Below are 17,454 nucleotides of genomic sequence, written 5' to 3' on the forward strand. Positions count from 1 at the left end.
CCCGGCAGGCCGGGCGGTGATCGGGGGGGAGTGGAGAGTCGGCGGGGTCGGCTTCCCGCTCCCTGAGGTGTGCCGGCTGCCGCAGCGCGGGCAGGTCCGCGCGAGAAGTCGACGGGGTCGACTTCCTGAGCGGGTGCGGGGCAGTCGTGGCATCGATCGCGCGTGGGCTGGTTTCGCTGCCGGCGGGGCCGCTGGGCGTGGGAAGTCGGCGGGTCCGGCTTCCGGTGCCGGGAACGGGCTGAGCGCTTGGAGTCCTCGGCCGCCGTGGTGTTCCCCGGGGCCCGTGCTGCGCGCTGCTCGTGGCCGGCAGTGGCCGGGCCCGGCAGGGCGGGTGGTGGTTGGGGGAGTGGGAAGTCGGCGGGGTCGACTTCTTGTGTGGGGCGCGGGGAGTTGTGGGGTCGGCCGTGTGCGGGCCGGTTTTGCCACCGGAGGAGCTGTTTCGTGCGCGAGGAGTCGGCTGGGTCGGCTTTTCCGTGCCGGGCGTCGGCTCGGGCTCGTGGGGCTGGTCGGTGGGCCTTCGGGGGCCGGAAGCCGGCGGGGCCGGCTTCCGGCTTCCCCGGTGTGCCGGTTCGTCAGGTGTCGAGGCCGAAGAGGGGGCGGCAGGGGGTGGTGAGGCCGGTGACGGTGACGGGGGTGCGGGCGTGGGCGGCCCAGGCGTCGGGGGTCAGGCGCAGGCGTTGGGAGGTGACGACTCGGCCGTCGAGGATGTCGCGGTCGATGCCGTCGTCCAGGTAGCCGAGCTTGCGGGAGACGGCCAGGGAGGCGTGGTTGTCGGTGAAGGAGTGCGAGGTCGCGAACTTGGCGCCCAGTTCGGCGAAGGCCAGGTGGAGCATCGCGGCGCGCATCTCGGTGCCCAGGCCCTTGCCCTGGTGTTCCAGGCCGAGCCAGGAGCCGGAGAGGATCTCGCGGCGCACGCCGAAGGCCTTGGCGCGCATGTCCTGGATGCCGACGGGGCGCCCCTCGTGGAAGGCGACCAGGTTCAGCACCCAGTCCTCGGCAGTCCAGCGGCCCAGCCGTGCCCAGTGCAACTGCATGACGTGGCGGGCGCGTTCGGCGGGCGCGAGTTCGCCCCAGGGGGTCAGGAAGGGGCGCTCGTGCGGTGGGTGGACGCCGCGGGCGGCGACGTCGGCCACCTGGGCGAGTTCGTCCTCGGTGGGCAGGCGCAGCTCCAGGCGGGGCGAGGTCACCCGCAGGTGCTTCAGGGGCCAGTGGTCGGTGATCATCGGCCCAGTGTGCCCAGCGGTGGCCGGGGGCGCACCGTCATTTCGCCGGAGCGTTCCCTCGTGACCCGCGCGAGAAGTCGGCCAGGCCGACTTCTCGCGCAACGCTGGTCAGGTGTTGGGGAGTTCGCCGGTCTTGATGGCGGTGACGAAGGCCGCCCAGGCGTGGGTGGGGAAAGCGAGTGCCGGCCCGCCGGGGTCCTTGGAGTCGCGGACGGGGATGATGTCGCTGTTGAGGAACGCGACCTCAACACATGCGGACTGCCCGTTGCTGCGGGTGGACTTGAACCACACCGCTTCTGTCAGATCAACCGTGTTCATAGCTTCCTGCCACTTCGGAGATCAGCTGCTTCGACGCCTGCTCACTGAGCGCTGTCTCCTGGATGTTCGTGAACGCGGCGTCGTAGCGTTCCACTTCGTTGGGCTTGTCCAGGTACAGGTCTCCGGTGAATCCGTCCGCGTAGACGGTCGGCGGTTCCGTTTCGGAGCCGTCGCCGTTGAGCGGGAAGCGCAGAATCCCGAACGATCCTGTCAACACGCCCAGGTGTAGTCCCGCGTTGAACGGGACGACCTTGATGGTGACGTTGGGAAGCTCGCTCATCTCCAGCAGGTGGGTGAGCTGTCCAGCCATGACTTTGCCGCCGCCGATGGGGCGTCGCAGCACCGCCTCGTTGAGTGCGACGTCGAAGATCGGCGGATCGGTGACCCTGGTGAGAAGCACCTGGCGGGCCGATCGAAGGTGAACTCGTCGTTCGATCTCGTCATCGTCGTCGTGAGGATTGTGTGCCCGCATGATCGCCCGTGAGTAGTCCTCCGTCTGCAACAGCCCGGGAACCAGCTCGCTCTCGTACCACGCGATCTTCGAAGCCGCCTCTTCCAACCCGATGAAGAGGTCGAACCCCTCGGGGATCACATCCCCGTAGGCGTGCCACCAGCCCCGGGCCTTGGTTTCCTTCGCCAGCCCCATCAGAGCCTCGGTCAGATCGGCCGGTGCGCCGTAGACCTTGCACATGGCCTCAACGTCGAGGCTTCGCAGGGACGTTTGCCCGGTTTCGATGCGCCACATCTTCGCTTCCGACCACTCCAGCCGGCGAGCTGCCGCACGCACGGTGAGTCGCGATCGGTTGCGCAGATCGCGCAGGTACCGCCCGAGCTGCCTGCGCGGCACCGTCGATCCACTTCGCCCCTCTGGCATGGCCCTTCCCCTTCCCAGCTTCCAGTATGAAGCACCGTCAGCGCTCGAAATGAAAGCATCCGCATGCCCGCTTCGCAATGAGCGTCAACCAGACGAGTGACCACGTTCGAATCACCCAAAATGAAGTCTTGCAGATTGCGGAGAGTCGAGAGCAGACTACGTGCAGTAGTCCACTGCTCGCGCACGGCGATCGCGATGGACGGTCACTCGGGCATTCCCATGTCTCTTCCGGCCGTTGCGATCCCTGCGAGCCAAACTCGGAGAGGCCCTGCCATGTCCGAAATGCTGGAGAAGCCTTCTGTCCCCCCGGGCGAATGCTCCTGGTGGCTGCCCAGCCGCCACGAGTCCGCCGGCGTCGCCCGGCGCGTCCTGCGCACCTTCCTCGCCGGCCACCCCGGCGGCGAACGCTTCACCGAAACCGGCGAGTTGGTGCTCGGCGAACTCGTCGCCAACTCCGTGCTCCACGCCCAGACCCCGCCGGGGCGCCTCGTCCTCGTCCACCTCGACCTGCGCCCCGACTCGCTGCGCGTCGAAGTCCACGACGCCGACGGCACCCCGCCGTCCGCCCCGCACGCCACCGCCGGGTTCGAGGAGAGCGGGCGCGGGCTCCTCCTCGTCTCCCTCCTCGCCGCCGACTGGGGCTGCCGCCCCCGTGCGCGCGGCGTCGGCAAGGCGATGTGGGCGGTCATCGGAACGGACGGCGACGCGAAGTGAACGTCGAACTCCCCTTCCCCGTCTCGGCGCAGATCACGGGCGTCACGAAGGCCGCGACCTTCACCAGGCTCGCCGACGCCCTCGCCGACGCCCTCGCCGCCGTGCGCGCCGGCCTCGCCAGGCTCCCGCCGGACGCCGACCAGGCCGCCTGCCTCGCCGGCTGCTTCGGCGAGGCCTGCCCCGCCCGCATCGCCCACCGGCTCATCGAGTTCGGCGCGGTGCGGGCGATGGCCTGCATCGGCGTGGAGTCCGTCCACCCGATCCACCTGCGCGTGGCGAACCCCGAGTGAGCGGGCTGCGCCGGACCTGGGCCCGTCTCAGCGTTGCAGGGCGGCGATCTCGCGTACGGCGTCGGCGACGGCGCGGAAGTCCTTCTTCAGGATCGTGTCGTGGGTGCTGGGGACCTTCGCGCTGAGCCTGATGTGCGGGTTGCGCTCGGCCACCGCCGGCACCGCCGCGCGGATCAGTTCCTGCTCGTCGCCCTTGCTGCCCAGTGAGGCCCCCGAGGCGAGCACGTACCGGGTCGGCACGGTGATGGCGTCCAGCACCGGGCCCAGCGCGCGGGCGCTGCCGATCCTGCCCAGTTCGATGTTGCACTCCGACATCTGCCGGTGGCTCATCCGCGGGGTCAGCCCGGTGGGGCGCAGCAGCGTCATGAGGGGGGCCCATCGGCGGAACTGTTTGCGGATGCGCTGTTCCAGGGCGTCGGTGAGCCAGTCGTAGGGCTGGGCGCCGTCGACGAGGACGGCGCCGACGGTGCGCTGGGGGTGGCGTGAGGCCCGGTGCGCGGCGACGAACGCCCCGTAGGACCAGCCGACCAGCAGGGCCCGTTGGACGCCGCGGGCGGTGAGGACGGCGTCGACGTCGCGGACGGCGGCCTCGAAGGAGTAGTCGGCGGAGCGGTGGGAGGTGCGGCCGCGGGCCCGTTCGTCGTAGGTGATGTGGCGCAGGCGCGGGCCGAGGTCGGCCAGGACGCGGCGCCAGTAGCCCTGGGTGGCGAACTGGCCGTTGAGGTAGAGCACGGGCAGTCCCGGGCCGCCGGTGTCGGTGACGGCCAGGGCGGTGTCGTCGACCGGCACCAGGCCGCTCCAGGCCCTGGCGGCGGCGGGGGGTGCGGTGTCGTGGTTCATGGTGGCCTCCCGGGTGCTCTCGGTGCGGGTGTCAGAGGCTGTGGGCGGTGATGTCGCCCTGGTGGGTGGTGGCGTGGATGTCGAGCACGGTGGTGCCGTCGTTGCGCAGGGAGCTGGTGATGCGGCCGTGGCCGGTGCCGGCGCTCAGGGCGGCGCGGGCGCCGGTGGCGGCGCCGATGGTGATGCTTCCCGCCTGGGTGTTCAGGGTGACGGTTCCGCGGTGGGCCTCGGTGACGCGGATGTCGCCGCGGGTGGTGGTGATGCGGGCGGGGCCGGTCAGGAGGGCGACTTCGACGTCGCCGTCGACGGCGCTCAGGCGCAGGCTCGCGGCCTCCTCGATCGCGGTGTGGCGGTGCGCGCCTTCGAAGTCGATGTCGCCCAGGGGCCCGGTGGCGCGCAGTCGGGCGGCGCCGGCCTTGCCCTGCAGGGCGGAGCCGGCCGGCAGGTGGACGGTGACCTCCAGGCGGCCGCGCGGGCCCAGGAGCCGGCTCTGGGCCGCGGCGGTGGTGATCCGCAGGACGCCCTTCGCGCAGGTGACGGAGGTCTGTTCGGCGGCCTGCGCGTCGTGGCGCCTGCCGGGGTCGGCGGGGCGGACCTCGACGGTGGTGTCGGCGCGCTCGGCGGCGACGAGCCGCACGATCCCGCCCGGGATGTCCAAGGCGGCGGTGATCGGGGCGGGGGTGTCGAAGGTGTGCATCGTGCTCTCCTGTCGCCGTGCTCCAGCACTGTTTCCAACAATGGAAACGCTACGTTGCTTTCAAGATCCCGGCAACTAGTTCGTTGCGTCACATGGGCATAGTGGCAGGTGAAGGGCGGGAAACTGTTGCAACTGGCATGTCCGGTAATGCAACAACCACCCAGCGATCATTGCAATGAATGGAGGGTGAACGCTAGGGTGGGGCGAGCGGGGACCCGCGATCGAGGACGAGTACCGAGGAGAACGCGATGCCGGGAGGCAGGCTCACCCAGCACGAACGCCGGCAGATCGCGCTGGGCCTGGCCGACGGCCTGCCCTACGCCGAGATCGCCCGGCGCCTGGAGCGCCCCACCTCGACCATCACCCGCGAGGTGACGCGCAACGGCGGCCCCCTCGCCTACCGCGCCGACCTCGCCCACCGCGCCACCGAACGCCGCGCCCAGCGCCGCCGCCCCGCCGCCCCGGGCCCCGCGCAGGCGCACCCGCAGCCGTACGGGCGCGACAGCCAGGCGGTGGCCGCCTACGAGGAGCAGCTCACCACCGTGCTGATGGGCTCGGGCCTGAACCGGATGGGGGCCCGGGTGGTCACCTGCCTGTCCACCACCGACGCGGGCAGCCTCACCGCCGCCGAACTCGCCCAGCGCCTCCAGGTCAGCCCGGCCTCCATCTCCAAGGCGATCGCCTTCCTGGAGAGCCAGAGCCTGGTGCGCCGCGAACGCGACGAACGCCGCCGCGACCGCTACATCGTCGACGACGAGCTGTACTACCAGGCCGTCATCTCCAGCGCCCGCGCCAACGACAAGGTCATCGAGACCGCCCGCCAGGGCGCCGCCGTCCTGGGCCCCGACACCCCCGCCGCCGTGCGCCTGGAGAACATCGCCCGCTTCCTCGCCTTCATCAGCGAGAGCATCGTGCGCGCCGCCGAAGAGGCCCGCGAAGTCCTCCACGCCACGACGGACGCCACCCCCGCAGACGAGAGGGCGCGGCCGCGGCACGACGGGTAGCGGGGCGGCCGACACCTTTGCGCGGGCGGCTCGTTGGGCCGGGCAGCCCGGGGCGGCAGTGCGCCCCGGCACCGAGGGAGGGAAACGGCCATGAGCGACACCGACACCCAGGCGGGCACACCGGTCCGCGAGGGCGGCCCGGAGACCGCCGTGGACCGGGTGGCCGACTTCTACGGCGCCTACATCGACGCCGTCTCGGACGCCACCGACGACCTGGGCGAGAACCTGCGCGCCCACTACCTGACCGAGGACCTGCGCCGGCGGCTGGCCGCCTGGGAGGAGGCCAACCACGCCGACGGCGTGCTGCGGGCCCAGGACGTGCCCCTGCACTGGGAGGTGCGCTACCACGACTCCGGCGCCGGGCACCTGTTCACCACGGTCACCCTGACCTGGGGAAGCGGCGCGCACGCCGCGCACACCCGCCTCGCGGTGCAGAGCGACCTGGCCACCAAGCTGATCTCGGACATCGAGGACGCCTGACCGGCATCCGAGCGGGCGAACAGCGCGCCAGAACCGGCACACCAGGACCGGCACGTCAGCACCGGCGCGCCGGCACCGGCACCGGCACGTCAGGCCAGGGCGGCGGCCAGGCGCTCGGGCAAGGTGGCGTACGGGCGGCACTCGACGACGGGCAGCGCGTGGGCGCGGGCCTGCTCGGCGAGCCAGGTGCTGTAGCGGGCGCTGACGGCGGCACGCCGGGGCTGCGGGCCGCAATCCGGCTCCCGGTCGGCGTAGTTGGCGCCGATACGCCCCGGGTCGTCCTCGTGCAGGAACACCGCCCGCACCCGCCGGCCCCGCGCGGCGCCCTCGGCGGCGGCGCGGGCGGCGGCCGCCGGGGTGAGGTAGTCGCCCTCGACGATCGCGGGTACGTCCACGGTGAGCCGGTTGCGCACGACGCCCAGCAGCGCCTCGTCCAGCGCGCCGGCGGTGGCGATCTGGAGCTCAAGGACACGCTCGGCGCCCAGCGCGTCGGGATCGGGGAAGGCGCAGAAGTGATGCAGGCCGGGGTGGCTGTCGGCGGTGGTGGCGGCCTGCAGGGCCGCGACGACATCGTCGAACTCGACCACGAACGCGCCGAGTTCGGCGGCAAGGAAGGCGGCGGCGCGGCTCTTGCCGAGACCGGAGGCACCGCCGATCAGCAGCACCTCCCACGGCGCGGCGACGGGACTGGGGGAGTACGGGAGATCGTCCATGCGCCCACGCTAGCCGCTGCCCGGTGACCGGCAGCCCTCGCACCGTCCTGGTGGTGGTGCGCGGCAACAGCGGCTCCGGCAAGTCCAGCGTGGCCGCCGCCCTGCGCGCGGCGTACGGGCGGGGCCTGGCGGTGGTGGGACAGGACAACCTGCGCCGCACCGTGCTGCGCGAGCGCGACCTGCCGGGCGCCGCCGCGGTGGGGCTGGTGGACACGGTGGCCCGCTACGCCCTCGACCACGGCTTCCACACCGTCGTCGAAGGCATCATGGCGGCCGAGCGCTACGGGCCGATGCTGGCCCGACTGGCCGCCCAACACCGGGGCCTGAGCCGCCTGTACTACCTGGACGTGCCCTTCGCCGAGACAGTGCGCCGACACGCCACCCGCCCCCAGCACGCCGAGTTCACGCCCGCCGAGATGGCCGGCTGGTACCACGAGCGGGACCTGCTGCCCGACGGCCTGGAACAGCTCATCGGGCCCGACAGCACACTGGAGGCCACCGTGCGCCGGATGCTGGACGACACCGCCCTGGCCCCACCGGGATGGCACCCGAGACCCTGACCCGCCGGCCCCGCCCAACGCCCCGCTCAGCGCGTCGGGCGGCGCCCCGCCCAACGCACCGCCCAGCGCCCCGCTCAGCGCGTCGGGCGGCGCCCCGCCCAGCGCCCCGCCCAACGCACCGCCCAGCGCCCCGCTCAGCGCGTCGGGCGGCGCACCGCCCAGGGCAGCGCGAACCACAGCACCGCGAAGGTCAGCGCGATGACGCAGGTGACCGGCACCGCCGTCGCCGTACCGAGGACCACGTCCAACACCAGCAGCACCGCCCCGCACAGCGAGGACGCGAGCAGCAGCAGGCCCACCTGCGCGATCCGCGCGGAGACCGTGACGATCCGCTCCTTGCCCGGGTGGCGGTACAGCCCACGGTGCAGCGCCACCGGCGTGGCCAGCACGGCCGCGGCCACCACCGACAGCAGCAGCGTGACGACGTAGATGTCCTGCTGGGCGTCGCCGAGTTGACCGAAACGCGGCGTGAACGCCACCCCCAGCAGGAACGCGAACACGATCTGCACACCGGTCTGGAGCACCCGCAGCTCCTGGAGCATCGCCACCAGACGCCGCTCCGCCCGCACCTCCGGATTGCGCCAGCCCGGCGGCGGCGCGGACGAGGAATGCCGGCCGGGCGGCGTCACGTCAGGCGGCCGGGCGCCAGAGGGGGCAGGCGGCTCGGACGGGTCGGGCACGCTGGTCATGCGCCAGCTTCTCACGCCCGCCCCCCGGCCCCGGGCAACCCCGCTGCGCCGCCGTCCTTGCCCGGGCCCGTAGGCTGGGCCGGGCCGTCACGGCGCAGGACACCACCAGAGCGCGCAAAGCGACCGACCGACAGAAACGGGCAGGCAGGGGCACATGCAGTTCGACGACCAGGGCGACCTCGACACCTCGCAGGTGGACGACCGGCGCGGCATCCCGGGCGGGAAGCTCGCCATCGGCGGCGGGGCCGTGGGCCTGATCGCGGTGCTGGTCGCGGTCGTCCTCGGCGTCGACCCGCAGCTGCTGGGCCTGTCCTCCGGCTCCTCCGCGGGCTCCTCGGGTCCGCGCACCGCGGGGGAGGCGCAGAAGGAGTGCAAGACCGGCGCGGACGCCAACAAGCGCCAGGACTGCCGGATCGTGGCGGTCACCAACAGCCTCCAGGAGTTCTGGCGCACCGAGCTGCCGCGCGCCGCCAAGACGCCGTACAAGAACGCCGAGACGGTGCTGTTCACCAACCAGGTCTCCACCGCCTGCGGGTCGGCGACCTCCGCGGTGGGCCCGTTCTACTGCCCCGGCGACAAGAAGGCCTACGTCGACCTCGGCTTCTTCAACGAACTGTCCGCCCGCTTCGGCGCCAAGGGCGGCCCGTTCGCCGAGTCCTACGTCGTCGCCCACGAGTACGGCCACCACATCCAGACCCTCACCGGCTCCATGCAGAAGGTCGGAGGCGACCGCCAGGGCGCCACCAGCGGCTCGGTGCGCCTGGAGCTCCAGGCCGACTGCTATGCCGGGGTGTGGGCGCACCACGCCACCACCACCCCGCAGGCCTCCACCGGCCGCCCGCTGATCGCCTCGCTCACCGACCAGGACATCGCGCTGGGCCTGGACGCGGCCGCGGCGGTCGGCGACGACCGGATCCAGCAGCAGGCCACCGGGAAGATCAACCCGGAGGCGTGGACACACGGTTCCGCCGAGCAGCGCAAGGCCTGGTTCACCACCGGCTACCGCAGCGGCGACTTCGCCCAGTGTGACACCTTCTCGGCCGCCAAGCTGTAACACCCGCCTCCCACAAGCAACTGCCCGCCTGCCCGTCGCAGGCGGGCAGACGCGCATCCGCAGACGCGTATCCGGGGGTGGATACGCGCCGGACCGCAGCCGCAATCAGCCGATGCGCACCACTTGGGACGAAGTGCCGGACCTTCACGGATCTCCCATCAGATGATCACTCTGCTGCCGCAGTCCCGACCCCCGCAGTACGGGACGGTCCACTCCAATTCCCTTCGCACACCCCCGATCCGCGAAAGGCCCGCCACCCCCATGACCCGCCCCGCCGACCTGCCCACCGCCGACACGATGCTGCGCGAGGCCGCCGCCCGCCTGGACCGGCGCCGCTTCCTGACCGTCACCTCGGCCGCCGCCGCCCTCGCCTTCGGCGTCAACCTGCCCTCCGCACACGCCGCCGACAACGAGATCGCCCCGCCCGCGATCGGCGACAACCCCTTCACCCTCGGCGTGGCCTCCGGCGACGCCACCTCCGACGCCGTCGTGCTGTGGACCCGCCTGGCCCCGCGCCCCCTGGAGCCCGGCTCCGGCATGCCCGCCACCGGCTCGGTCAAGGTCGGCTGGGAGATCGCCCGCGACGAGGGCTTCCGCCGTGTCGAGCGACGCGGCACCGCCCGCGCCCACGCCGAGTTCAACTACTCCCTCCACGTCGACGCCGACGGCCTGGACGCCGCCCGCACCTACTGGTACCGCTTCACCGTCGGCTCCTGGACCAGCCCCGCCGGCCGCACCCGCACCGCCCCGCCCCGCGGCAAGAAGACCGACAGCGCCCGCATCGCCTTCGTCTCCTGCCAGGCCTACGAGGACGGCTACTTCACCGCCTACCGCCACCTCGCCGACGAGGACCTCGACGCCGTCTTCCACGTCGGCGACTACATCTACGAGTACGGCATCGACGCCGCCGGCGGCGACCGCAAGTACACCGACCGCACCCTGCCCGCGCACTTCGACCACGAGACCACCACCCTGGAGGACTACCGGCTGCGCTACTCCCTCTACAAGACCGACCCCGACCTCCAGGCCGCGCACGCCGCCCACCCCTGGTACGTCACCTGGGACGACCACGAGGTCGAGAACAACTACGCCGCCGGCATCCCCGAGAAGAACCAGGACCCCGCCCCCTTCATCGCCCGCCGCGCCGCCGCCTACCGCGCCTACTGGGAGAACCAGCCGCTGCGCATGCCCCAGCCCAGCGGCACCGACCTGACCCTCTACCGGCGCGTCCACTTCGGCAAGCTCGCCCAGTTCGACATCCTCGACACCCGCCAGTACCGCGACGACCAGGCCAACGGCGACGGCTGGCAGTACCCCACCCCCGAATCCGAGGACCCGGGGCGCACCCTGATGGGCGCCACCCAGGAACGCTGGTTCGCCGACGGCCTGCGCCACTCCAAGGCCCTGTGGAACGTGGTGCCCCAGCAGGTCGTCTTCTCCCGCCGCAAGAACACCACCGCCGAGCGCTCCAAGCTCTCCATGGACGCCTGGGACGGCTACCCCGCCGCCCGCGAACGCTTCCTCAAGGCCGTCGACGCCTCCGGCGTCAAGAACCTCGTCCTGCTCACCGGAGACGTCCACGTCGCCTACGCCCTGGACATCAAGCGCGACTTCGACGACCCCAACTCCCGCACCGTGGGCGTGGAGTTCGTCGGCACCTCCATCAGCAGCGACGGCGACGGCGAACAGAAGCCCTCCAACTGGAACACCCTCATGTCCGCCAACGCCCACATGAAGTTCTACGACGGACGCCGCGGCTACACCGTCCTCACCCTGGACCAGCACCGGGCCCGCGCCGACTACCGGGTGCTCTCCCACATCACCCGCCCCGGCGCCACCCTGTCCACCGCCGCGTCCTTCACCACCGAAGCCGGCAACCCGGGCATCCGACCCGCCTGACGGCTCCGTCCCGACGCCCTGTCCGATGCCCTTCCCGTACCCCGTCCGGCACGGGAAGGGCACCCGGCGCTTCTACACGGGCCTCGGCACCACCCACAGCTCGCACGGCCCGGTCACGATCACCGACTCCATCCGGGCCGGCTGCGGACGGGAAGAGTCCAGCACCGCGTCCGGAAAGGCCCCGAACAGGCCCGCCAACGCCACCTCCGCCTCCAACCGGGCCAGCGGCGCCCCCAGACAGAAGTGCGGACCGTAGCCGAAGGCCAAATGCTCCTTGTCGGGCCGCGTCGGATCGAAGTCGTCCGGCCGCTCGGGATGAACTTCCGGATCCCGCCCCGCCGCACCGAAACCCAACAGCACCGGTTCACCCTTTCGAATGACAACACCCTCGCCCAGGTCGATGTCCTCCAACGGGTAGCGCAACGGGATGTGCATCGCCGGACTCTCGTGGCGCAACGTCTCCTCGACCACGTCCGTCCACCCCAGCGCGCCCTCGCGCACCAGCGCCAGATAACGCGGGTGGGTGAGCAGCGCCTGGACGGCACTGGTGATCAGATTGACCGCCGTCTCATACCCCGCGCCGAGCATCAGGAACAGCGTGTCGCGGGACTCCTCCTCGCTGCGCCCGTCCTCGCCGCTCGTCTCGACGGCGGCGACGTCGCTGGCGAGGTCGGGGCCCGGTTCGCGGCGCTTGATCGCCAGCAGTTCGCTCAGCGCCGCGTTGATCTCGGCCCGTGAGGCCGTCATCTGCTCGTTGGTGGCCGTCGTGGTGATCTGGGTGTCCATGCCCCGGCCGATGGTGGGCCGAAGGGCGTCGGGGACACCGAACAGGTCGCAGATCACCGTCATGGTCAGCGGACGCGACAGGGCGCGGCGGATGTCCACGGCCTCGCCGGGGGCCAGGGCGTGGAACGCGCCGACCAGGGAAGCGGCCGTCGCCTCGATGCCCGGGCGCAGCGCGCCCACCCGGCGCGGCGAGAAGGAGGGCGCCATCAGGCGCCGTCCCGAACGGTGCTCGCTGCCGTAGTAGTTGAAGAAGTTCTTCTGGAAGGCGATCGGCCCCATCGGCCAGCCCTCGGGCACCGAGGGCAGATCGGGCCAGTGCTTGCGCGGGTCGCGCGAGATGCGCGGATCGCCGGTCAGGGCGCGGATCACCGAACCGCGGGTCACGGACCAGGCGATGATCCCACCGGGGAGTTCGACCCGCACGGCGGGCCCGGCGGAGCGCAGCTGAGCGTTCTGCTGGTGCAGCGTGCGGGCGCTCATGTCCAGCACCGGGCAGCGTTGGTCGTCGCGAGCGTCGTCTGGAGCCATGGCCTTGCTCCTCAGGATCTCTCGGAGGGTGTCCCGCCGGGCCCGCGGCCGAGGCGCGGACCCGGGGGCTCTGTGCTCCGTTGTAGAGCGGCCCGCCGCGGCCGTCAACGGGGCCCCGGCCCCGCCGGGGGCCCCTGGCGCGGTGCCGCGCGGTGCGGGGCCTCAGGGGCAGTCGCTCCTGTGCTCCGGCATGGCGCTGCGCGAACTGCTGCTCACCGTGGTGGAGTTCAGTTCCTCCAGGCCCTCGGCGAGGTAGCCGATCCAGCCGGACGTCTCCTCCTGCATGATCTCGTGGACCTTGCCGTGCAGGCCCTCGACCACGGCGAGGAGCTCGCGCAGTTCCTGCGTCCCGGGCCGGGCGGCATCCAGGGTCACCAGCGCGGACACCCACTCGCACTGGGCCCGGGCCAGCGCGTGCTGGAGGGCGATCCCGGTGCGCGCGAAGCGGCTCCAGGACGTCGAGTGGCCGAAGACCCGGTCGAAGAGCACGCACCCGGCGCCGATCGCCAACAGGACGAACCCCCAGTCGGGACTGATCAGGTCGGGCGAGGCGCCGTGGACGAGCGGGATGACGCCGCCGGCCACGGCGGCCGCCACGGCGATGCCCCGCAGCAGCCGCGACCACAGCGCGGGGCGCCTGCGCTTGGTGAGGTACCAGTCGATGGCCTCGATGGTGTAGCGCTCGGCATGGGCGAACAGGGCGGCGACGGTGGCGAGTCGGTCCTCGGGGCGCGCCGTGGCGACGGTGAGCGAGTCGAGCCTGAGGTCCTCGATCCGGCGTCCTGTGGGCATGGGCGGTACCTTCCGCTGTGAGGCTGCGCGGGTGGTGGGTTCCGGGGACGGTGAGGTGCGGGGCGCTTTCGCGCCGGCGTGACCGGCGCGACCGCCCCGCCGGTTCTCAGAGGTCCTCGACGGCCAGGTGGGTGAAGTCGCCGGCGGTGAGGCGTGTCAGCTCCTCCTGGATCATGCGCCACCGACTCCGCTTCACGGTGATGCGGGTCTCGTCGATGACCTGTTCGCAGATGCGGTCCAGCACCGCGGTGACGTCCCGCTTGGCCGATGGTCCGGGCTCGCTGCGGCCGAGGTACTCCTCCAGCGACTTGATCACCGGATGGGCGGAGTTGAGGAACACGCGAGGCCTTTCGGTCTGCGAAGTCTCGGCACGTCGGCGCTCGGCTCCCTGGGCCCGGCTGACCGACCTCGCGCCGCGCTGGCGGGGCAGGGCCACGCAGAGGGACGGGCCGAACGCGATGCTCTCGGAGAGCGCGTAGTCCGAGCGGAGGAGTTGCCACACGTTGCCGACGCGGAGCTCGGGCAGGACCAGCTGGAAGTCCTCGGTGAGCTGCGAGGTCGTACGGATGGGCGTGAGGGCGGTGTCATGGGGCCAGGCCTGCGTCAACAGCGCCAACTCGTCGTTCATGGCGACGAGCCACTGCTCGATCCGCTGAGCCCGGACGAAGGCGTGGAAGATCGGGGTGTCGGCCAGATACTCCGACACGGCGAGCGAGCACACCTGGGGATCTACCTCGCTGAGCGGCATGTGTCGGACGGTGTGGTCGGCCGACTGGACCAGCACCGGGCAGGACGCGAGGTACTCGTCGGTGCAGGCCTTGTCGAGCTCCGGAATGCTGTGGAAGGGCCCGCTGTAAGCCCTCCGTCCATAGAAGAAGTCACTGCGGAAGTTGTCCGCGAGAGCGTGGACGATTGCCCGGCGCCTTCCCTCCGGTGTCCGGGCTCTGGTCGCCACGGCGTCCACCAGGTCGGGGACCAGACGGGCAACCTCCTTGACCAGGAGCTGCTCGATCTCCTCCTGGAGGCCGTCCGTCGCGGTGAGCCCATTGCGGGAGGCCAGTACCGGTGCGTGGTCGCGGGCGAAGTCGATCGTCACGTACACACCGCGGAGATATAGATCGAGCTTGTCCGAGTGGTACCTGGTCGAATCGCCGTCCTCCGGCGGACGCAGTCCCTTGCGTTCGCTGATGCGGACCCCGTCGGCGGCGAACGTCAGCGAGGTGGCGCCGATGGCACTGAACTCGGGCTTCTTCGTGTAACGGTCGCTCTTGCGGCGGTGCGGCTGGGGGTCGTGCAGGAGCTCGACCTTGAAGCCGACCTCGTGGGTGCCGAGTTGGGCGCGGCCCTCGCGGGCGAGGACGGTCCAGCCGGCCAGGGCGTTCCCGTGCCGGCGGACCGCCGAGAACGAGGCCAGGGAGCTCGCAATGCCCGGCGAGGGCGAGACGTGCAGGAAGTCCGGCAGGTAGGCGAAGAGTTCCTGCAACGCCGACTTGAACGGGGAGGCCTTGAGCGGCTCGGTCAGCGTGACGGTGATCTCGGTGCCGACGTCACAGGTGGTGAAGTCGGTGTAGAACGGCCGGTCGGGGGCGGTGAATTGGACCAGGACGCCGTCGACGGGGCGGCTGCCCGAGGTGCGGGTGCGGACGTCCACCGCTGTGGCGGCGCTGAAGACGGAGGCGAACCCGATCCCGAAGCGGCCGAAGAACGCCGGCATGTCGGCGGGTTGCTGGGCCTCCGCGGAGCTGCGCCAGCCGGAACGCCCGAGCACCGAGAGCTGGTTCACCACCTGCTGGTAGGTCATCCCGATGCCGTTGTCACGGATGACCACGACGTGCTCGCTGCGCCGCTCGACATGGACGGCGGGGGTGTAGCCGGCCTCGCCGCTCTTGGCCCGCATGGCTGTGGCGTCCACGGCGTTCTGGATGAGTTCCCGCAGCCACACGTGCGGGCGGTCGCCGTAGAGCGCCTTGCCCATCAGGATCTCCGTCACCGGGCGCGGGTCGACCCGGATCTCGTGGTGGTTCACGCTCCGGTCCACCCAGTTGGGGGTGTTCAGCTCGAACCGCAGCAGCGGGTGGATCAGCTGCCACTTGCGCCAGAGGTCGTCGAGCTCGGTGAAGTAGCGGCGCACGGAGTGCAGAGCCTCGGAGGCCAGGTGGAAAGTGCGGCGCTCGGTGGTCGCGAGGTCGAACACGACGATGTCGCCACCGTTGGGGGCCTCGTGCACGGACAGCACGTTCCGGCCGCGCTGATCGGCTGTCCCGACGCCGTCGATCAGGCCCGGGCTGTCCAGGAGTTGGGCCAGTCGGGCGAGGCCCCACAGGTAGGCGAAGGCCTTTGCGGCCGGGGCGCGGCGCAGGTCACCGACAGTCCGGATTCGGCTCGGCTCCGCGACGCTGACGTGGTCGACCACCCGGAACAGATCCGTGAGGTCGGCCGCGGCTGCCGGTGCGGCGGCCGCGAGGCGGGCCGCGTCCTCCTTGAGACGGGAGGCGACGCCGAAGTCGGCCTGCGCCTGGACACCGCCGACGGCCCAGGCCCGGACCACCGACAACTCGGCGAGCACGTACGCGAACGCGAACGCGGAGTCATCCAGGAGATAAGGAGCCAGGCCGCCGTAGCGGTCCACGAGTTCGACGGATGCCTGGAGCGAGTCGAGGCTGTGCTGCACCTCCCGGTCGCAGTTGGTGAGCTCCGGAAACTGTTCGCGCAGCCGGACGATCTCCGACAGGGCGTTGCCGAACCGGGACTGCGTCGCCGTCCCCGGCCGCGCCACGGAGTCGTTGCCGAGGCGGCGAGGTTTGAGGATGGCCGTCGGCGGCCTGCGGCCTTCGGCGTAGACATCCGTGAACTCGACGAACGACTGGGAGTAGAAGCCGTCGTACCTGAAGTACCGCACCTGGCACTCGCTGGTCGCGAAGTCGATGCTGCCGACGCTGTAGCCGCGGGCGTAGCGGGTCGAGTCGTCCCCGTGCGGCCGCCCGAACAGCAGCATGGAGGGGATGCGCAGGAGGGTGGAGTGGGGCGAGCTGACCTGGCCGAGTTCACGCGGGCTGTGGACGTGCCCGAAGAGCCCGATCTGGTAGTTGCGGCGCAGGCTCTGGACCGCCGGGTCGCAGATGTCCTCGTTCAGCCACTCGAACGGGTGGTGCTGGGCGAAGAGGGTGAAGTCGGCGTCCTCGGCGGGCTCCGGGGTCTGGTCGATGGAGAGCAACAGCCTGCTGCGGTCGCTCTCTGACGGGGCGTTCGCCGTGTGGTAGAAGCCGGCCCAGGCCGAGTTCAGGCCCAGGACGGTGAGCTTGTGGCCCGCCGCGTCGATGGTGTGGGTCCAACGGTAGGCGTCGTCGGTCCCGGCGGGGCCCCACTGTGCCACGAACTCGGAGTAACTGCGGAACGGGTCGGCGAAGTTCGCACGGTTTCGCGGGTTGCCGAGGAAGGCGTCGACGGCGGCCGGGTCCGCCAGGTCGGTGATCAACCGGCTCTGCTTGATCAGCGCTTCGTCGCGGTCCATGTCATGGTTGCCCGGGACGAAGAGCAACGGGATGTCGTCGCCGAGTAGTTCACGCAGCGGCGCGATGAGGTGTTCGCCGACCGAGTCGTACTCCTTCGACTGGCCCGAGTACGCGATGTCGCCGGTGAAGACGACGAAGTCGGGACACCCGGAGGCGGTCACGGACTCGCGCAGGTGCCGCAGCAGGTTGTCGATATACCGTTTCAGTTCCGTGGACGGATCGGCCGACCAATGCAGGTCCGACAACTGCCACCACGTCAACCCACCCCGAACCACTGCTGGCTCCTTGCTCTCGACGGCTTACGAACGCGCGCCCCCCGTGCCTTCTCCGGGAGAGTACTCGACGGCTCGGACATGAGCGGGTGCCGATGCGTGGCTGACCGCCGTGTGAACAAGCGGGGACCGATGGCGGACTGGTCGGCGGCCGTCAGGCTGTTGCCCGGGGCGTCGTAGGAGGAGTCGCGGCACGCCTCGGTGCGGTC

Annotated in this window: 17 protein-coding genes; 7 read left to right on the plus strand and 10 right to left on the minus strand. The window is 71.5% G+C overall.

Annotation, left to right across the window (positions count from 1 at the left end; all coding sequences use genetic code 11):
• Positions 1–572: 572 nt before the first annotated feature.
• The 3 genes from QWJ13_RS34070 to QWJ13_RS34080 all read right to left on the minus strand — a co-directional run bounded on the left by QWJ13_RS34070 (position 573) and on the right by QWJ13_RS34080 (position 2,415).
• Complete coding sequence (locus tag QWJ13_RS34070; RefSeq protein WP_316529606.1) at positions 573–1,223, minus strand: GNAT family N-acetyltransferase; 651 nt, start codon at positions 1,221–1,223, stop codon at positions 573–575.
• Positions 1,224–1,331: 108 nt separating this feature from the next.
• Positions 1,332–1,541 (minus strand): DUF397 domain-containing protein, encoded by a 210-nt coding sequence (locus QWJ13_RS34075; protein WP_316529608.1) that lies wholly within the window; start codon positions 1,539–1,541, stop codon positions 1,332–1,334.
• Positions 1,528–2,415: a helix-turn-helix domain-containing protein gene (locus tag QWJ13_RS34080; RefSeq protein WP_316529610.1), complete on the minus strand. Its 888-nt coding sequence runs from the start codon at positions 2,413–2,415 to the stop codon at positions 1,528–1,530. The genes QWJ13_RS34075 and QWJ13_RS34080 overlap by 14 nt, the downstream gene beginning before the upstream one ends.
• Positions 2,416–2,688: 273 nt before the next feature.
• On the opposite strand from QWJ13_RS34080, the gene QWJ13_RS34085 reads away from it, so the two are divergent.
• Both QWJ13_RS34085 and QWJ13_RS34090 read left to right on the plus strand, forming a co-directional pair.
• Complete coding sequence (locus QWJ13_RS34085; RefSeq protein ID WP_316529612.1) at positions 2,689–3,129, plus strand: ATP-binding protein; 441 nt, start codon at positions 2,689–2,691, stop codon at positions 3,127–3,129.
• Positions 3,126–3,419: a hypothetical protein gene (locus tag QWJ13_RS34090; RefSeq protein ID WP_316529614.1), complete on the plus strand. Its 294-nt coding sequence runs from the start codon at positions 3,126–3,128 to the stop codon at positions 3,417–3,419. The genes QWJ13_RS34085 and QWJ13_RS34090 overlap by 4 nt, the downstream gene beginning before the upstream one ends.
• 27 nt (positions 3,420–3,446) lie before the next feature.
• Here QWJ13_RS34090 and QWJ13_RS34095 read toward each other — a convergent pair whose 3' ends face one another.
• A complete protein-coding gene (locus tag QWJ13_RS34095; protein ID WP_316529616.1) occupies positions 3,447–4,259 on the minus strand; it encodes an alpha/beta fold hydrolase in 813 nt (270 codons plus the stop codon).
• Positions 4,260–4,290: 31 nt separating this feature from the next.
• Positions 4,291–4,956: a DUF4097 family beta strand repeat-containing protein gene (locus QWJ13_RS34100; RefSeq protein WP_316529618.1), complete on the minus strand. Its 666-nt coding sequence runs from the start codon at positions 4,954–4,956 to the stop codon at positions 4,291–4,293.
• 248 nt (positions 4,957–5,204) lie between these two features.
• Between QWJ13_RS34100 and QWJ13_RS34475 the strand changes: the two genes are divergently transcribed.
• Both QWJ13_RS34475 and QWJ13_RS34115 read left to right on the plus strand, forming a co-directional pair.
• On the plus strand, positions 5,205–5,960 hold the full coding sequence (locus tag QWJ13_RS34475; protein ID WP_432277662.1) for a helix-turn-helix domain-containing protein: 756 nt from the start codon (positions 5,205–5,207) through the stop codon (positions 5,958–5,960).
• A gap of 90 nt (positions 5,961–6,050) precedes the next feature.
• Positions 6,051–6,440 (plus strand): hypothetical protein, encoded by a 390-nt coding sequence (locus tag QWJ13_RS34115; protein WP_316529620.1) that lies wholly within the window; start codon positions 6,051–6,053, stop codon positions 6,438–6,440.
• A gap of 89 nt (positions 6,441–6,529) precedes the next feature.
• Here the strand turns inward: QWJ13_RS34115 and QWJ13_RS34120 are convergent, their stop codons facing one another.
• A complete protein-coding gene (locus QWJ13_RS34120) occupies positions 6,530–7,153 on the minus strand; it encodes an AAA family ATPase (protein ID WP_316529622.1) in 624 nt (207 codons plus the stop codon).
• Between the two features lie 23 nt (positions 7,154–7,176).
• On the opposite strand from QWJ13_RS34120, the gene QWJ13_RS34125 reads away from it, so the two are divergent.
• Positions 7,177–7,713: an AAA family ATPase gene (locus tag QWJ13_RS34125; protein WP_316529624.1), complete on the plus strand. Its 537-nt coding sequence runs from the start codon at positions 7,177–7,179 to the stop codon at positions 7,711–7,713.
• A gap of 134 nt (positions 7,714–7,847) precedes the next feature.
• Here the strand turns inward: QWJ13_RS34125 and QWJ13_RS34130 are convergent, their stop codons facing one another.
• The gene (locus tag QWJ13_RS34130) at positions 7,848–8,402 is read right to left on the minus strand and encodes a DUF6328 family protein (protein ID WP_316529626.1); all 555 of its coding nucleotides are present in this window, start codon (positions 8,400–8,402) and stop codon (positions 7,848–7,850) included.
• Between the two features lie 154 nt (positions 8,403–8,556).
• On the opposite strand from QWJ13_RS34130, the gene ypfJ reads away from it, so the two are divergent.
• Positions 8,557–9,456 (plus strand): KPN_02809 family neutral zinc metallopeptidase, encoded by a 900-nt coding sequence (ypfJ, locus tag QWJ13_RS34135; protein WP_316529628.1) that lies wholly within the window; start codon positions 8,557–8,559, stop codon positions 9,454–9,456.
• Positions 9,457–9,717: 261 nt separating this feature from the next.
• Complete coding sequence (locus QWJ13_RS34140; RefSeq protein WP_316529630.1) at positions 9,718–11,355, plus strand: alkaline phosphatase D family protein; 1,638 nt, start codon at positions 9,718–9,720, stop codon at positions 11,353–11,355.
• Positions 11,356–11,427: 72 nt separating this feature from the next.
• On the opposite strand, the gene QWJ13_RS34145 is transcribed toward QWJ13_RS34140, so the two are convergent.
• From QWJ13_RS34145 to QWJ13_RS34155, 3 genes are all read right to left on the minus strand, one after another.
• Positions 11,428–12,669, minus strand: coding sequence for a cytochrome P450 family protein (locus tag QWJ13_RS34145; protein WP_316529631.1), 1,242 nt, complete (start codon positions 12,667–12,669; stop codon positions 11,428–11,430).
• Between the two features lie 162 nt (positions 12,670–12,831).
• Entirely contained in the window at positions 12,832–13,461 is a 630-nt protein-coding gene (locus tag QWJ13_RS34150; RefSeq protein WP_316529633.1) for an SLATT domain-containing protein, read from the minus strand.
• Positions 13,462–13,567: 106 nt separating this feature from the next.
• Positions 13,568–17,218 (minus strand): metallophosphoesterase, encoded by a 3,651-nt coding sequence (locus QWJ13_RS34155; RefSeq protein WP_316529635.1) that lies wholly within the window; start codon positions 17,216–17,218, stop codon positions 13,568–13,570.
• Positions 17,219–17,454: the final 236 nt, after the last annotated feature.

Origin of the sequence: Kitasatospora brasiliensis (assembly GCF_032654805.1) — a bacterium.
GTDB lineage: Bacteria > Actinomycetota > Actinomycetes > Streptomycetales > Streptomycetaceae > Kitasatospora > Kitasatospora brasiliensis.

Coding starts and splice junctions, on each gene's coding strand:
- QWJ13_RS34070 (WP_316529606.1), bottom strand. CDS start 1,223: ATGATCACCGACCACTGGCCCCTGAAGCACCTGCGGGTGACCTCGCCC.
- QWJ13_RS34075 (WP_316529608.1), bottom strand. CDS start 1,541: ATGAACACGGTTGATCTGACAGAAGCGGTGTGGTTCAAGTCCACCCGC.
- QWJ13_RS34080 (WP_316529610.1), bottom strand. CDS start 2,415: ATGCCAGAGGGGCGAAGTGGATCGACGGTGCCGCGCAGGCAGCTCGGG.
- QWJ13_RS34085 (WP_316529612.1), top strand. CDS start 2,689: ATGTCCGAAATGCTGGAGAAGCCTTCTGTCCCCCCGGGCGAATGCTCC.
- QWJ13_RS34095 (WP_316529616.1), bottom strand. CDS start 4,259: ATGAACCACGACACCGCACCCCCCGCCGCCGCCAGGGCCTGGAGCGGC.
- QWJ13_RS34100 (WP_316529618.1), bottom strand. CDS start 4,956: ATGCACACCTTCGACACCCCCGCCCCGATCACCGCCGCCTTGGACATC.
- QWJ13_RS34475 (WP_432277662.1), top strand. CDS start 5,205: ATGCCGGGAGGCAGGCTCACCCAGCACGAACGCCGGCAGATCGCGCTG.
- QWJ13_RS34115 (WP_316529620.1), top strand. CDS start 6,051: ATGAGCGACACCGACACCCAGGCGGGCACACCGGTCCGCGAGGGCGGC.
- QWJ13_RS34120 (WP_316529622.1), bottom strand. CDS start 7,153: ATGGACGATCTCCCGTACTCCCCCAGTCCCGTCGCCGCGCCGTGGGAG.
- QWJ13_RS34130 (WP_316529626.1), bottom strand. CDS start 8,402: ATGACCAGCGTGCCCGACCCGTCCGAGCCGCCTGCCCCCTCTGGCGCC.
- ypfJ (WP_316529628.1), top strand. CDS start 8,557: ATGCAGTTCGACGACCAGGGCGACCTCGACACCTCGCAGGTGGACGAC.
- QWJ13_RS34140 (WP_316529630.1), top strand. CDS start 9,718: ATGACCCGCCCCGCCGACCTGCCCACCGCCGACACGATGCTGCGCGAG.
- QWJ13_RS34145 (WP_316529631.1), bottom strand. CDS start 12,669: ATGGCTCCAGACGACGCTCGCGACGACCAACGCTGCCCGGTGCTGGAC.
- QWJ13_RS34150 (WP_316529633.1), bottom strand. CDS start 13,461: ATGCCCACAGGACGCCGGATCGAGGACCTCAGGCTCGACTCGCTCACC.